Origin of the sequence: Salinivibrio sp. IB282, assembly GCF_001995685.1 — a bacterium.
In the GTDB taxonomy this organism is placed as follows: Bacteria; Pseudomonadota; Gammaproteobacteria; order Enterobacterales; family Vibrionaceae; genus Salinivibrio; species Salinivibrio kushneri.
In genome coordinates this window covers 1-15,146 of record NZ_MUET01000003.1, presented here as the reverse complement: position 1 = coordinate 15,146, position 15,146 = coordinate 1, and the positions used below count along the sequence as shown (strand labels likewise).

General features: G+C 51.8%; 13 protein-coding genes and 1 pseudogene. 10 read left to right on the top strand and 4 right to left on the bottom strand.

Annotation, left to right across the window (positions count from 1 at the left end):
* Window position 1 precedes the first annotated feature (1 nt).
* The 8 genes and pseudogenes from BZG14_RS01185 to BZG14_RS01150 all read left to right on the top strand — a co-directional run bounded on the left by BZG14_RS01185 (window position 2) and on the right by BZG14_RS01150 (window position 6,541).
* Entirely contained in the window at window positions 2–739 is a 738-nt protein-coding gene (locus BZG14_RS01185; RefSeq protein WP_077484669.1) for a heme ABC transporter permease, read from the top strand.
* Window positions 739–945 carry a heme exporter protein CcmD gene (gene ccmD, locus BZG14_RS01180; RefSeq protein ID WP_069360738.1) on the top strand — a complete coding sequence of 69 codons (207 nt, stop codon included), beginning with the start codon at window positions 739–741 and terminating at the stop codon, window positions 943–945. The genes BZG14_RS01185 and ccmD overlap by 1 nt, the downstream gene beginning before the upstream one ends.
* Window positions 942–1,427: a cytochrome c maturation protein CcmE gene (ccmE, locus tag BZG14_RS01175; RefSeq protein ID WP_069360737.1), complete on the top strand. Its 486-nt coding sequence runs from the start codon at window positions 942–944 to the stop codon at window positions 1,425–1,427. The genes ccmD and ccmE overlap by 4 nt, the downstream gene beginning before the upstream one ends.
* On the top strand, window positions 1,424–3,388 hold the full coding sequence (locus tag BZG14_RS01170; RefSeq protein WP_077607734.1) for a heme lyase CcmF/NrfE family subunit: 1,965 nt from the start codon (window positions 1,424–1,426) through the stop codon (window positions 3,386–3,388). Before ccmE ends, BZG14_RS01170 begins: the two co-directional genes overlap by 4 nt.
* On the top strand, window positions 3,385–3,936 hold the full coding sequence (locus BZG14_RS01165) for a DsbE family thiol:disulfide interchange protein (RefSeq protein ID WP_077607733.1): 552 nt from the start codon (window positions 3,385–3,387) through the stop codon (window positions 3,934–3,936). The genes BZG14_RS01170 and BZG14_RS01165 overlap by 4 nt, the downstream gene beginning before the upstream one ends.
* A pseudogene (locus BZG14_RS01160) lies at window positions 3,933–4,406 on the top strand (cytochrome c-type biogenesis protein); the annotation flags it as partial. The gene BZG14_RS01165 and the pseudogene BZG14_RS01160, both read left to right, overlap by 4 nt.
* 89 nt (window positions 4,407–4,495) lie before the next feature.
* Window positions 4,496–5,707, top strand: coding sequence for a c-type cytochrome biogenesis protein CcmI (gene ccmI / locus BZG14_RS01155; RefSeq protein WP_077607731.1), 1,212 nt, complete (start codon window positions 4,496–4,498; stop codon window positions 5,705–5,707).
* A gap of 75 nt (window positions 5,708–5,782) precedes the next feature.
* Window positions 5,783–6,541 (top strand): MlaA family lipoprotein, encoded by a 759-nt coding sequence (locus BZG14_RS01150; protein ID WP_077607730.1) that lies wholly within the window; start codon window positions 5,783–5,785, stop codon window positions 6,539–6,541.
* An 84-nt stretch (window positions 6,542–6,625) separates the two neighbouring features.
* On the opposite strand, the gene BZG14_RS01145 is transcribed toward BZG14_RS01150, so the two are convergent.
* The 3 genes from BZG14_RS01145 to BZG14_RS01135 form a co-directional block, all read right to left on the bottom strand.
* Entirely contained in the window at window positions 6,626–7,939 is a 1,314-nt protein-coding gene (locus BZG14_RS01145; RefSeq protein ID WP_077607729.1) for an outer membrane protein transport protein, read from the bottom strand.
* A 274-nt stretch (window positions 7,940–8,213) separates the two neighbouring features.
* The gene (locus tag BZG14_RS01140; protein WP_077607728.1) at window positions 8,214–8,918 is read right to left on the bottom strand and encodes a DUF3379 family protein; all 705 of its coding nucleotides are present in this window, start codon (window positions 8,916–8,918) and stop codon (window positions 8,214–8,216) included.
* Window positions 8,905–9,444 carry a sigma-70 family RNA polymerase sigma factor gene (locus BZG14_RS01135; RefSeq protein WP_077650170.1) on the bottom strand — a complete coding sequence of 180 codons (540 nt, stop codon included), beginning with the start codon at window positions 9,442–9,444 and terminating at the stop codon, window positions 8,905–8,907. The genes BZG14_RS01140 and BZG14_RS01135 overlap by 14 nt, the downstream gene beginning before the upstream one ends.
* A 464-nt stretch (window positions 9,445–9,908) precedes the next feature.
* Here BZG14_RS01135 and fadI point away from each other — a divergent pair, with 464 nt between their 5' ends.
* Both fadI and fadJ read left to right on the top strand, forming a co-directional pair.
* Complete coding sequence (fadI, locus tag BZG14_RS01130) at window positions 9,909–11,219, top strand: acetyl-CoA C-acyltransferase FadI (RefSeq protein ID WP_069360728.1); 1,311 nt, start codon at window positions 9,909–9,911, stop codon at window positions 11,217–11,219.
* A complete protein-coding gene (gene fadJ / locus BZG14_RS01125) occupies window positions 11,219–13,354 on the top strand; it encodes a fatty acid oxidation complex subunit alpha FadJ (protein WP_077607727.1) in 2,136 nt (711 codons plus the stop codon). Before fadI ends, fadJ begins: the two co-directional genes overlap by 1 nt.
* 60 nt (window positions 13,355–13,414) lie before the next feature.
* On the opposite strand, the gene BZG14_RS01120 is transcribed toward fadJ, so the two are convergent.
* Window positions 13,415–15,146 (bottom strand): insulinase family protein (locus BZG14_RS01120; protein WP_198531994.1); only part of this gene is annotated, 1,732 nt, incomplete at its 5' end.

Below are 15,146 nucleotides of genomic sequence, written 5' to 3'. Positions count from 1 at the left end.
CATGTGGAAGTGGCTTCACCCTTACGCAAAGCCGGAAGTGAGCTACCGGCTGTGTGGAAAACTCCTCCCTTGGTTTGCTGTGTTAGCAGGCCTGAGCTTGGTTGTGGGCATGGTTTGGGGCTTAGCCTTCGCGCCAGCAGACTACCAACAAGGCGATAGTTTTCGCATTATCTATATTCATGTTCCCGCCGCCATTTGGTCGATGGGCGCCTATATGTCGATGGCGATCTCCGCATTTATTGGCCGTGTTTGGCAGTTAAAGATGGCCGATTGGGCGGTGGGAGCGATCGCGCCGGTCGGTGCGGTGTTTACCTTTATTGCCCTAGTGACAGGCGCGATTTGGGGTAAGCCGATGTGGGGCGCTTGGTGGGTGTGGGATGCACGCCTCACGTCTGAGTTAATTCTATTGTTCCTCTATATTGGCGTCATGGCTTTGTATAACGCGTTTGACGATGCGCGCACGGCCTCACAAGCCGCGGGGATCTTAGCGATGGTGGGCGTGATTAACCTGCCTATCATCCATTTCTCTGTTGAGTGGTGGAACACCTTGCATCAAGGCGCCACTATTACCAAATTCGCTCGACCTTCAATCGATCCTGGCATGCTTTGGCCCCTACTGGTGTGCTTACTCGGCTTTGCGTGCTTTTTTGTCGCCTTGACCTTGATGGGACTGCGAAATCAAATTCTCTTAAGAGAGTCTCATCGGCCTTGGGTGCGCGCTTTGGCGGAGGGTAACTAATGCATTTTGAGAGTTTTAGTGCGTTTTTAGCGATGGGAGGCTATGCCGCCTATGTATGGAGCGCATTCGGTATCACCGCGGCGGCCATGTTGGCCCTCATCATGGGTTACCGGCGTACACATAAAAAACGCCTGCAAGCGGTCAAACAACAAATCGCCCGTGAGCAGCGAATAAAAGATGCACAAGCACTGGAGAACACATTATGACGCCTCGACGCAAAAAACGGTTGTGGATCACTTTAGCGTTGCTAATTGGTGTCTCGACCACTATCGGCCTGGTCTTGTATGCCTTAAACCAAAATATGGATCTGTTCTACACACCGACCGAAATCGTGCAAGGTAAGCCGGATGGAAGCAAGCCGGAAGTCGGTCAGCGCTTAAGAATTGGCGGCATGGTGGTGGAAGGCTCGGTGAAACGCGACCAAGAGTCGTTGCTTATTCAGTTTGACGTCGCTGATGTGGGCCCAGCGGTCACCGTGACCTACGAGGGCATTTTGCCGGACCTTTTTCGCGAGGGGCAAGGTATTGTGGCTCAGGGGGTATTGGTTGACTCACGCACGGTAAAAGCCAGTGAGGTACTGGCTAAGCATGATGAAGAGTATATGCCGCCCGAAATTGCCGAGGCGATGGAAAAGAATCATCAGCCGCTTGAATACACAGAGGAGCAAAAACAAGGTAGTCAGTTATGATTGTTGAGCTCGGGCATTACGCGTTGATCCTGGCGTTGGGATTAGCGCTGTTATTGAGTTTTTATCCGCTTTATGGTGCCAATCAGGGCCATGAAGGAATGATGAAAATGGCGCGTCCTCTTTCTTTAGGGATGTTTGCCATGCTGCTGTTTTCTTTTATTGCGTTAAGTTGGGCGTTTTATACCAATGACTTTACGGTGGCCTATGTCGCCAGTAATTCCAATAGTGCCTTGCCTTGGTACTATCGCTTAACCGCAGTTTGGGGGGCGCACGAGGGCTCACTGTTACTGTGGGTGCTGATTCAGGCGCTTTGGACCGTGGCGGTGGCGGTATTTAGCCGCGGTATGCCGTTATCGTCAGTCGCGCGTGTGCTCGCCGTGATGGGCATGATATCGGTCGGCTTTTTGTTGTTTATTATCCTGACTTCGAACCCGTTTGACCGCACTCTGCCATACTTCCCTGTTGATGGCCGTGATTTGAACCCATTGTTGCAAGATCCTGGGCTCATTGTGCATCCACCTATTTTGTACATGGGGTATGTAGGTTTTTCGGTCGCCTTTGCTTTCGCCATTGGCTCATTGCTCGCGGGACGCTTAGATACCGCGTGGGCGCGTTGGTCGCGTCCTTGGACCACGGCTGCATGGCTTTTTTTAACCTTAGGCATTGCGCTCGGCTCTTGGTGGGCCTATTACGAGCTTGGCTGGGGCGGCTGGTGGTTCTGGGATCCGGTCGAAAACGCCTCATTTATGCCTTGGCTGGCGGGAACCGCTTTGATGCACTCTTTAGCGGTGACAGAAAAGCGTGGCACCTTTAAAGCGTGGACGGTACTACTCGCCATTTCTGCGTTCTCTCTTAGCTTATTAGGGACATTCTTGGTGCGCTCCGGGGTGCTGGTATCGGTGCATTCGTTCGCCTCCGATCCGGCGCGTGGCCTGTTCATTCTTGGCTTTCTTGTGGTGGTGATTGGTGGCTCACTGTTGCTCTATGCACTGCGTGCCTCCGAGATCAAAGGGCGAACCAAAGTGTCGTTCATTTCTCGTGAGAACGCCTTGTTGGTTAACAATACCTTGTTGATGACCGCGCTTGTGATTGTCTTGATTGGTACCTTATTGCCGCTTGTGCACAAGCAGTTGGGCCTTGGCTCAGTGTCGATTGGCGAGCCCTTCTTTAACTTCCTGTTTGCGTGGCTGATGCTACCGTTTGCCTTTTTCCTCGGCATTGGACCTTTGATTCGCTGGAAGCGCGACAAGCTGTCAACCTTAGCCAAACCGATGCTCGTGAGTGGGATTGCGGCTGTTACTCTAGGCGTCGGTGCCATCGCAATCTTAGCGGACAGTTTCAAAGCGATGGCGGCAATGGGCGTAACCATGGCGCTATGGATCACCTTCCTGCATGGCTATGAGCTTCACTTGCGTGCTACCCATCGTCATGCCTTTACGGTAGGGATTAAAAAACTGGGGCGCAGCCATTGGGCCATGGTGCTGGGTCATATCGGCCTTGCGATCACCATTATCGGGGTGGCAATGGTTGAGAATTATGACATTGAGCGAGATGTCAAAATGGCGCCGGGCAGCAGTGTGACTTTGCAAGGGTATACCTTTGAGTTTACCGACTTATCAGACAAGCAAGGGCCCAACTACCAAGGTTACGTGGCCTCGTTTGATGTATACCGTGGTGATACCTTTATCAACCATTTGGATGCCGAAAAGCGGTTCTATTCCGTGCAGCGCTCGATGATGACAGAAGCCACGATTGATCGCGGCTTCACCCGTGATCTCTATATTGCCATGGGAGAAGAGCTGCCTGATGGCTCATGGGCAATGCGACTTTACTACAAACCCTTTGTGCGCTGGATTTGGTTCGGTGCCATTGTCATGGCATTGGGTGGTGCGTTAGCGATCAGCGATAAGCGCTACCGGTTTCGTCGCAAGCAGGCACCCAAGCAGGAGGCCAGCGTATGAAGAAGTTACTTTGGTTTCTGCCACTCTTGGCGTTTGCGGCACTGGCGGGCTTTTTTGTCGCTCAACTCGACAACAACGCCAAAGGGGATGATCCGACCAAGTTAGAGTCAGTATTAGTGGGCAAGCCTGTGCCCGCTTTTCACCTTGAGGATCTACAAACCCCGAGCAAGGAGTATGACCAAGCCATTTTCGCGGGCGAGCCACTGCTGCTCAACGTATGGGCCACCTGGTGTCCGACCTGCTATGCAGAGCACCAGTTTTTGAACAAACTGGCGGCGCAAGGGGTGAAAATCATCGGACTCAATTACAAAGATGATCGGCAAAAAGCAATCAAATGGCTAAACAACCTGGGTAACCCTTACCAGATCAGTTTATATGATGGTGATGGGATGTTAGGGCTGGATCTCGGTGTCTATGGCGCACCGGAAACCTTTTTGATTGATGCCAACGGCGTGATTCAGTACCGACACGTGGGTGATGTGAATGCACGTAATTGGCAAGAGACCCTCAAGCCAAAATTTGATGCATTGAAGGGGGCTGACAAATGAAGCGACTGATCCTGCTTGGCGCGTTGTGGCTGACCGCAAGCTTGGCATTTGCCAACGCGATTGACGTTTATAAGTTCGACTCTGCCGAGCAAGAAGCCCGTTTTCGCACCCTGACCAGTGAGCTGCGTTGCCCCAAGTGTCAAAATAACAGCATTGCCGACTCCAACGCGGAGCTTGCGCAGGATTTACGCCAAAAAGTGCACCAAATGCTGCAGCAAGGGCGGACGGATGAGGAAATTCGCAGCTTTATGGTTGCGCGTTACGGCAACTTTGTAACGTACAACCCGCCTGTCACCGCATCAACGCTCATTTTGTGGCTTGCGCCGGCGTTGGTGCTGATTTCTGGCGTGGGGGTGGTGATAGTGCGCAGCCGTCGCGCTAAGCAGACCGTCAATCACGCCCTGAGCGATGAAGAGCAGCAACGACTCGATGCGCTGTTGTCATCGCCAGAACAAACCGATGCGTCGTCAAACGGCTCGTCAGCGACGAGCATCGATGAACAAGCGGAACAACCGGCGTCATCTGAGCATGCGTCAACCCAGCAAGATAAGGAGCCAAAATGATTGAGTTTTGGGGCGCGACCTTGGTGTTTTTTGTCCTTGGCGCAATGATGTTTTTGTGGCCCCTTTGGCAAAAAAGTGAGCACGATCATCAAGGTAGCCGTGATGCACTCAACAAAGCCTTTTACTTTGATCGTGTAGAAGAAATTGAAGCGGAAAGTGCCGAAGGCTTAATCGATAACACGCGTGATCTGAGGCAGGATCTGCAGCAGTCATTGCTGGATGATATCCCAGAAAAAGAGAAAGCCAAGCAAGCGCGTCATTTGCGTCTGACCCCGATGCAGTGGGTGCCAGGTTTGGTTGTGTTAGCCGTGGTCAGCTTTGGCTTGTATGGCATTGAGGGCAGTGCCAATCAAGTGGCGCAGTGGCAGCAAACCGCCAAACAGTTGCCAGAGCTATCAAAGCGACTACTTGAGGGTGAGAAGCCATTAACCAAACAAGAGATGCAAGATCTTACTTTGGCGTTGCGGACCCGGTTGCAGCATGAGCCGCAAGACAGCACCGGTTGGTTGTTGCTGGGACGAATTGGGCTAGCAAACCGAGACGGAGAGACCGCAAAAGGGGCGATGGAGAAAGCCTATGCCTTGGCACCTTCACAGCCTGATATTCAAGTCGGGCTGGCGCAAGCCTTGTTGTTTGCCGGTGATGAAGCAGACAGTGCCCGGGCGCAGAATTTATTAAAATCTGTGGTGAAAGCGGATCCCTTTAATCTACAGGCGATGTCTTTGCTCGCTTATCAAGCGTTCGAGCAAGGGCGATATCAAGATGCTATTGCCACGTGGAAGGCGATGAAAACTTTGATAGGCAGTGACGATCCGCGTAATCAAACGTTAGATCAGTCGATTGCGCGCGCCAACCTAGCCCTCAACAGCGCCGATGGCGCGAAAGTCGCGGTAACAGTGGTATTGGATCAGCAAGTGCAGTTACCCGAGGATGGTGTGGTGATTATTTCCGCGCATGCCTCGGCCGACTCACCGATGCCAATCGCGGCTAAGCGCCTACCGTTATCTAAGTTTCCCTTATCTGTGGACTTGGCAGACACTGACAGCTTGAATCCTAACCAGGCGTTATCCTCGCACGATAAGGTAGTGATTCGGGCGCGGATTGACCAAGATGGCGACGTGGGCACCAAAGAAGGTGACTGGGTCGGGCAAAGTGATGCGGTGCGTCTAGGCAGCCACGCAGAACTGGTTATCGACAAACAGCAATAACCAAGACAAAATAGTTATCATTGTTAACAAGGCTGGGCATTCCCAGCCTTTCATTGTATAGAGGAATCCCATTTGATGTGGAAACGTCTGTGTTTGATGGTGGCGGTACTCGGCCTGTTATCTGGTTGTGTATCACGTCCGCCAGGTGCCGAGCCGCACCCAGAAGWCCCGCTAGAAGGCTTTAACCGTGCAATGTGGACGGTCAACTACGACTATCTGGATCCCTATGTGGCGCGTCCTGTTTCAATCGCTTATGTTGATTACGTGCCAAGCCCCATGCGCACTGGGATTTCTAATTTTTTGGGCAACCTCGAAGAGCCCGCCAGCATGTTGAATAGTTTGATCATGCTGGAAGGCGAGAAAGCCGCGACCCATTTTAACCGCTTTTGGATCAACACCTTGTTTGGGTTGGGTGGCTTGATTGACATCGCGTCAGCGGCTGATATTCAAAAATATGATCAGCGCGAATTTGGTGATGCCATCGGTCACTATGATGTGGGCACGGGCGCGTATATTATGCTGCCTGGTTATGGGCCTACCTCAGTGCGAGAAGGCGCGGGCGAAGTCGTTGATGGCCTGTACCCGCCGCTGGCGTTACTTACCCTGCCGCAGTCGGTTTTAAAATGGATGTTTGATGGGATGGAGTCGCGCGCCGCGTTAGTGTCTCAGGAGTCGCAATTGGACAACTCGCCAGACCCTTATGCGTTTGCGCGTGAGGCTTATCTGCAAAATCGCCGCTATCGCGCCAAAGGGGACGAGGCATTGGAGCAACAACCCGCTTTGGATGATGCGTTTCTCGATGACTTTATCGATGATATCGATGCCGCCCCGTAAATCAGCGTAAACGGGTCGGGTAAAACGCGATAAAAAAACACCACGGCCAAAGCCGTGGTGTTTTTGTTAGACAAGGCGTGATGCTTAGAAACGATAGCTGGCTTGTACGCCAACTAACCACACATTACCTGTGGTCTCGCCTTCAAAATTACCAAAGTTAGCTTCTGCTTTTTTCTCTGACTCAGAGTTGATGCCATCACGCGGCTCTTTCACCGGGGCATCTTTGGCAAACACATAGGTAAAAGCCGCATCTAGGGTGAGTTTGGGGGTTACCTCATAGCCGGCACCCACGCTTAACCAGGTACGGTCAGTTTCTGGGATGGTCAGGGTACGGTTTTTATCGCTTACTGCCGAGGTGTCATAGGCAACGCCTGAGCGCAACGTCAGTTTTTGATCCCACTGATAAGTGGTGCCGATGGCCAAGCGATAGTTATCTTCCCAGTTTTCTACTTTCACCTCTTGAGCGCCATTGAGGTAGGGGATATCGGCTTCTAACTTGTCAAAGCTGCTCCATTTGGTCCAGTTGATGCTGGTGTGTACCGCCCACTGCTCAGTGAGTTGATGCAGGGATGATAGCTCAGCCGTCGCGGGGAGGGTGAGATCCATGCTTCCGCCATAGGTCGACTTTGTTGGTTGCTTCAGTGTCTTTTTTGCTATTTGATCAAAGCTCTTTCCTTCCGCGTGACCGTCAAGTGTAAGGTCGACTTCAGAGCGATAGTTAATGCCGATACGGTGCTTGTCATTGATGTCGTACACGGCACCTAATTGCCAACCCCATGCACGATCATCCCCTTCCATATATTTTAAAGTCGATCCCGCCGGAATAGGCTTGATAGAGCCCATTGTGTTCGCTTGCGCGCCAATACTCCCTTCTCCCAACACATAGCGGATACCGGCGCCGAGGCGTAATTGCTCGGTGGCTTTCCAAGCGACATTAGGGTTGATTTCAAAGGTGGTCACCGCCGCTTCGTTACCAAACTGGGTACCGGTAAAGTCATTGCCCAAATCGGTTTCCATGCCAAAGTTGGTCGCGAGAGCCAGGCCTGCGGTAAAGCGATCGTCGATTTGATGGGCAAAATAGAAATTAGGGATCACGGCATCATGGGCAACATCATTGGTTGAGGTTTGGCCGTGCTGAGAGTTTTCGCCATCAATATCAACATTGGGGTTCACGTAGATGCCACCGGCTGATACTTGCGTATCGGCAAGGTAGCTTAATAGCGCAGGGTTACGAAATTGCGCACTGGCGTTATCCGCCATTGCTGCTTCCCCTGCGAAAGCGCGGCCAAGGCCGGTTGCTGAGGTTTCTGCGAGCTGAAAACCGGCACTGTGTGCGGTGGTGGAAAGAGAGCCGAGCGCGGTGGCGACGGCAAGATAAACGATCTTATTATTTTTCATCTGCTTACTTGTTCGCTGTATAAAGGGAGGCCTAGAGTAAAAGCTCGCGTGCGTAAATCAATTTATCGCTACGATAAAGGGTAAAAACAAAATAATGAAACAATAAAAATAGAATTATTAGTATTTTTATCTATTGGGTTGGCGAGCATTTAAGCGACGAGGGATGAATTCAGCGAACAGCTGTTACACATTACTAGGCGAAAAGTCATTGGTACGGAAGGAAAAATCGCAGCGCGCGCCCTCTCTGTCTACCGAGAGGGCGCACAATGAGTGGCTAGATCGCTTGGGGCGTGAGTTGCTGTTGCAGTTGCTCGGCAATGGGGGCGGCGGGGCTTTTCGCCTCACCGACCACAATCACGCTCGCCGATTGCACGGGGCGGCTGACGGCTTGCATTTTTCCGTCACTTTTCTGCGCGGGCGCCTGACTGGCAGACGGGACTACAAACACTGTATACGCTTGTCCATCACTCTCCATGACCATGTGCAACGCATGTTGATCCCCAAAACTACAATGGTTGATGTAAGTGACCTCGCCGGGGAGCGCATTAAAAGCTTTGCCAAACGGCTGTAGTTTAGCATTGACTTGCTCAATGGTTGCCCCTTCGTTAATGCCTTCTATAAAGGCATGTTCGTGATAATAGTGCGCTAATGCCGTTTGATTAAGGTCCAGCGTCGCGTGCCCCCAGTTAAACTGACCAAGTGCAATACCAAACACAAAGGCAATCGAGGCGGCAATGGCGAGATGCCAGCGCGGGCGTTTGACTCCTTGTTCCACATCGGTGGTTTGCGAAAACAAAATTTTATCGGCCAAATCTTCCGGTACCTCCACACGAAGCGCCTGGTCGATTTTGCTGTCCAACTCTGCGATATCGTCCGCATAGCTTTGGTGACGTTCAGACTCGGCCTTGGCGGCTTGCAACTCAGGATCGGTATCATAAGGGTCTGCAAGTAGGCGGCGGCGAAATTCAAGATCGTCCATACTGTTGGCCTCCTGAAGTTGCGGTGGTGTCCAGTGCTTCTTTAAGTTGAGCGCGAGCGCGAAAGAGGCGAGTCATCACCGTGTTTTTGTTTAAGTCCAAGATTTGGGCGATTTCGTCGCCACTAAAGCCGGCAATCACCTGCAAGACCAAGGGCTCACGATATTCCGGTGATAACGCGGCAATTTGTCGGTGTAGCCAGCGCTGCTCCATGGACGCTTCTTCGCTGGGGCGGGTTTTGTCTTCCAGTTCGCCATCGTCAACGTCCACATGGTCAAACTGCTTACGTTCGAAGCGTCTTGCATTCTCTCGGCGCAAAATGGTGATGAGCCAGGCTTTGGCTGCCTTGTCATCTTGCAAGCTGTCTAACGAGCGCCAAGCGCGTAAGCAGGTTTCTTGCACCAAATCTTCCGCGATATGCGGATCTTTTGCTAACCAGTAGGCATAGCGGTAGAGGTCACGATGCCATGCGCGCACCAATGCCTCGTATCGTGCTTGTCGGGTCATACCGGATGAGCCTTTATCCATGGATTGCATCAGTCTATAGAGACCGAGTGATTTGTCACTTTATTTCATCTTAGGTGAAAAATCGGCACAAGTTTGATCTGTTTCAATATTAAAACACCGCAAGTCGGTAAAGTGACTCCTGTCGTTATCGGCCATGTGTCGACACTCGTGAGGTTGAGTGAACGGCGTTTCCTTTTTGAATGATATGACTTTCTGTTCGGATCTGGGTGCGGGAAAAGCACTGCACACTTCCCAGATTATCGTTTTGCTTTCCAATATTTTGGGGCCTGCGTTCGCGCAAGGCCCCTTTTTTTTATTTTTCTTTTTGCTTCTTCGTTTGTTTACCATGAACCATTGTGGTGACACGGGGAGCGGATCTGTGCGCCTGTTGGCAATCTTACCATTCAATTAAAACGGATGTTTTAAGCTGGTAACAATTTGGTTACACTCGTGGTCAGACCTGTAGAACATCCTAAGGAGCAGTGATGACGTCTCAGCAACACCTCAAAACCAGCAATGGTGATCGCATTGCTATTGTGTCTGGGCTACGCACACCCTTTGCCCGCCAATCAACCGCTTATACTGATGTGCCAGCGGTCGATCTCGGCAAAATGGTGGTACAAGAGATGCTCAACCGAAGCAGTATTTCCCCGAAAGAAATTGATCAAGTGGTGTTTGGACAGGTAGTGCAAATGCCTGAAGCGCCAAACATCGCTCGCGAAATCGTGCTGGGTACCGGCATGGATATCCACACCGATGCCTACAGTGTCACACGTGCCTGTGCGACCAGCTTTCAAGCGGTCGCCAATGTGGCAGAGAGCATGGTCGCAGGCAACATTCAGGTGGGGATTGCTGGTGGCGCGGATTCATCATCTGTATTACCCATCGGCGTCAGCAAAAAACTGGCGCGGACATTATTGGATTTAAGCAAAGCGAAAACCATGAGCAAGCGATTAAAGCTGCTCAGTAAGCTTTCAGTGAAAGATCTGGCACCGGTTCCGCCTGCGGTGGCTGAATATTCGACGGGGCTGAGCATGGGGCAAACGGCCGAGCAAATGGCAAAGTCGCATCAGATCCCACGTAAAGAGCAAGATGCGCTGGCGCTGCGCTCGCACCAACTGGCGAGCAAAGCCTGGGATGAAGGCCTGCTCAGTGATGAAGTGATGACTGCCTATCCCGAGCCCTACAAAGCCTGGATTGCACAAGATAATAACCTGCGTCCTGACTCCACGCTAGAAGACTACGCCAAGCTGCGGCCTGCTTTCGACCGCAAGCATGGCTCGGTCACGGCAGCGAATAGCACGCCGCTTACCGACGGTGCAGCTGCGGTATTGATGATGCCAGAAAGTCGTGCGAAAGCATTAGGGCTTGAGGTGCTCGGTTACATTCGCTCGTATGCGTTCTCCGCCATCGGGGTGGAAAAAGACATGCTGATGGGCCCTTCTTATGCCACACCACTTGCGCTTGACCGCGCGGGTATTTCTCTCGCGGATTTAACCTTGATTGATATGCACGAGGCGTTCGCCGCGCAAACCTTGTCTAATGTGAAAATGTTCGCCTCTGATACCTTTGCGCGTGAGCATTTAAACCGTGACCGTGCGATTGGTGACATCGATATGGATAAATTCAACGTGTTAGGGGGGTCAATCGCCTATGGTCACCCCTTTGCCGCGACAGGTGCACGGATGATCACCCAAACCTTACGTGAATTAAAACGTCGTGGCGGCGGTTTAGCATTGAACACAGCCTGTGCAGCAGGTGGTCTAGGCGCAGCAATGATCTTGGAGGCAGAATAATGACCACAGAAACCCAACAAGCCTTTCATTTAACGGTTGCTGATAACCAAATCGCCTGGCTGACCATAGATGTGCCGGGTGAGAGCATGAATACCCTGCAGGCAAGCTTTGTCGAGGGCGTTTCCGCGGTATTAGACCAACTCGAAAATGATAAAAACGTCAAAGGGCTAGTGATTCACTCGGGTAAACCCGATAACTTTGTGGCCGGTGCGGACGTGCGCATGCTTGAAGCCTGTGACAGCGCCGAGCAAGCCCGCGATATTGCCGCGCAAGGTCAGGCTTTATTTTCACGCATTGAGACGCTGCCATTTCACGTGGTGGCGGCGATTCATGGTCCTTGCTTAGGTGGTGGGCTTGAACTCGCGCTGGCCTGTCACAGCCGTGTGGCCACCGACTGGGATAAAACTCGCCTTGGTCTGCCAGAAGTACAATTAGGCTTATTGCCCGGGTCGGGCGGTACACAGCGACTGCCACGTCTTATCGGCGTGCCAGACGCACTGGATATGATGCTAACCGGCAAACAGTTACGCGCCAAAAAAGCGAAAAAGCTGGGTGTGGTGGATGATTGTGTGCCGGATACCGTTTTGCTCGACGTGGCCGAGCAGCTGGCGCAGAAATCGAAACCAAAACGCCACCGTAGCTGGCAAAGTTGGATGCTGAATGGCAATGCGGTCGGGCGTAATATCGTCTTTGATCAAGCGGGCAAAAAAGCGCGAGCGAAAACCCGTGGTAATTATCCCGCCGCTGATGCCATTTTATCTGTGGTGAAAAAGGGGCTCGATAAAGGCTTGAAAGCCGGATTTGAGGAAGAAGCACGCCAGTTTGGTGAGCTGGTGATGACGCCGGAGTCTAAAGCGCTACGTAGCATCTTCTTCGCCACCACCGCGATGAAAAAAGAAAACGGGGCTGATGCTGAGCCGGGTGAGATCAGTCGTATTGGTGTGCTTGGCGGTGGTTTGATGGGCGCCGGGATCGCGCATGTTTCGGTCGCGAAGGCCGGTTACCCGGTACGCGTGAAAGATGTGAGCGAAGATGGCATATTGAATGCGCTGCGGTATAGCTACAAATTGCTGAACAAAAAGCGCAAGCGCAAACAGCTTAGCAAAGCCGAGTTGCAAGCCACCATGATGCAGCTATCGGGTGATACACAGGCGACAACCCTCTCTAACTCGGATGTGGTGATCGAAGCGGTATTTGAAGATTTATCGCTCAAACACCGCATGGTCGAGGAGATGGAATCAATCACAGGTAACGACGCTATTTTTGCTACCAATACCTCGTCATTACCGATTCATCAAATCGCTGAAGGAAGCCAGCGTCCAGAAAACATTGTGGGCTTGCACTATTTTAGCCCGGTCGAAAAAATGCCGCTGGTGGAGGTGATCCCCCATAAAAACACCAGTGATCAGACGATTTCGACTGTGGTTAAGCTGGCGCGTCAGCAAGGTAAAACGCCGATTGTAGTGGGTGATAGCGCAGGCTTTTACGTTAACCGGATCCTTGCCCCTTATATGAATGAGGCCGCGCGTGTGTTGTTGGCAGGCGAAACGATTGAACATATCGATACCGCGCTATTGGACTTTGGTTTCCCTGTTGGGCCAATCACTTTGCTTGATGAGGTGGGCATTGATATTGGCGCTAAGATAGCGCCTATCCTGACGCAAGAGCTGGGTGAGCGTTTTGAAGCGCCAGATGTCTTCAATGTGCTGCTGAATGACGACCGCAAAGGACGTAAAACAGGTAAGGGCTTCTATCGCTACGATGCCAGCAAAAAAGGCAGCAAGGCCAAGCAGGTGGATAAGAAAGTTTATAGCTTGCTGAATATCACCCTAAACGCCCAGTTGTCCGGTCATGAGGTGGCGCAACGTTGTGCGTTAATGATGCTCAATGAAGCGGCTCGCTGCCTCGATGAGGGCGTGATTCGCTCTGCGCGTGACGGTGATATCGGTGCGATTTTTGGTATCGGTTTCCCGCCGTTCTTGGGTGGACCTTTCCGCTATATGGACCATATCGGCATCGACCGTGTGGTCAACTTGCTCAACGAGCATCAAAATCGTTATGGTGAGCGCTTTGCACCCTGTGAGCGTTTAACCGTGATGGCCAAAGAGGGACAGGTGTTTTATCCCGAGGGGTAAGGCAACGCAAGTGGAAGATACAAGGGCAGCCAGTGGCTGCCCTTTCTGTTTGCGGGGCGCTCAGTCTTCACTACGCTGACATAACGCGCGGAAGGCTGCGATGTCCGCAATCGGATAGGTCCCATCTAAGTGCGCGTCTTGTTGATGGTCGGTCCCGCAACTGTGCATCACTAACCTATCTGCGGTTCTCGGTTTGAGTGTGTTGACCACAAACCGCACCATATCCGCGCGGCTGAGTGTCGCCATCGCCTCCGCAACCTGCTCGCGACGTTGGTATTGATAGTCTTTGTTGCCAATACTGATCCAGTAACGTTGAGCGCGGGCGCGCAGGTTATTATCCGGCTCTCTCACTTGCGCCAATAAGCTTTGTTTACTGCTTTGCCAGCGCGCTTCTGTCATTTCCAACAGCACCATGAAAAAGGCATTCAGAAAATCATCAATCGCTGCCATTAACTGGTTAGGACCTGCCATGGGGGACTGGACATAAAAAATGAGTCCAGGGTGGCGGTTTAGCGGTAAGTTGTTGGCACCGACCATGTAACCTAGTTGCTGCTTGGTGCGCAACTCGTTAAAAAAGGTTGCGGACATCAGGTGGTTGGCCAATGTGTAGGTTGCCACTGCCTGAGGATCGGTGGATGGACTTTGGTAATAGACCAACAGTGCCGATTCGGGGTGGGAGAGTGCTCGTTCCACACTCACGGTGCCAACATCTTTGAGCAACATCAGTGGGCGCACAGATTCTTGATACACTTGGTTCTTAACACGCAGGCTATCTTTCACTGTTTCCGCTAAGGCTTTGGCATGATGGCGGTGCCAATTACCATACACAAACATATCGACATGCAAGGTGGCGAGCATGGCATCGACAAAGTCAGGTAAGTCACTCAGGGTCACCGTGTCCAATGCCGCTAAAAGGGCGTGGTACGGTGGGTTATTAGGCTGAAGTAGCCCGGTCATGCTGTTATATAATTGGCTCAGCGGCTTGTTCTTTTCTGCGTTTTCCCAGCTGCGTTGCAGCTGCGCTTTTATGGTCTCGAAGCGCTCAGGGTTGAAACTGCGCTGAGAGAAGGTTTTCAAGATAAGTTCGAGCAATAGCGGCTGTTTGTCATTGAAGCCACTAAGTGTCAGCGTCACCCCACCTTGGTGCGCGTATAAATTGTAATTTATTCCCGCAATTTCAGCCTGATAGGCTTGCTCATTCAGGGCTTCGAGTAACATTTCGACACTTAAGCGGGTCATGACAATGTTTTTCACCGTCGCCACGGCATGTGGGCTATCGATGGCGATATAGATATGGCCTTTGGGCACGCTAAAGTGTGACTCTTGGCCATGCCAGAGGCGAAAGCCAGGCAGCTCTTCAATTAAGCTTGGTTCCTCACTGGCGTCTTGCTCGATAGCTATTGGGTGCAGGGCATCAGCAATATACGGGTTGGGGTCAGGCAGTGTCAGTGCCGGTGAAATGTAATCCGTTTTCCATTTGGCAATTTGTTGCGCAGAAAACCGTTTCACCGCGTAAGGCGTGTGATACCAATCGGCGCGCTGATCGTAATGTTGCCCTTTGGCAACCAGCATCACGCGAAGGTTATCGACGCTCATATGTTGCAGCATGGCTTGAATCTGGTGGCGATCGAACCCTGTCATCATGTAGTCGCCGTACAGAAGATCGGTTGGCGCATAATGCTGCATGTTCATTACCAAATGACTGACGGTATCAATAGGGCGCTGTGGGTCTTGGTAATGAAATGCCAGCTCTTGGACTTGCCGTTTTTCTTGATAGCGCCAAGGTTGTAGC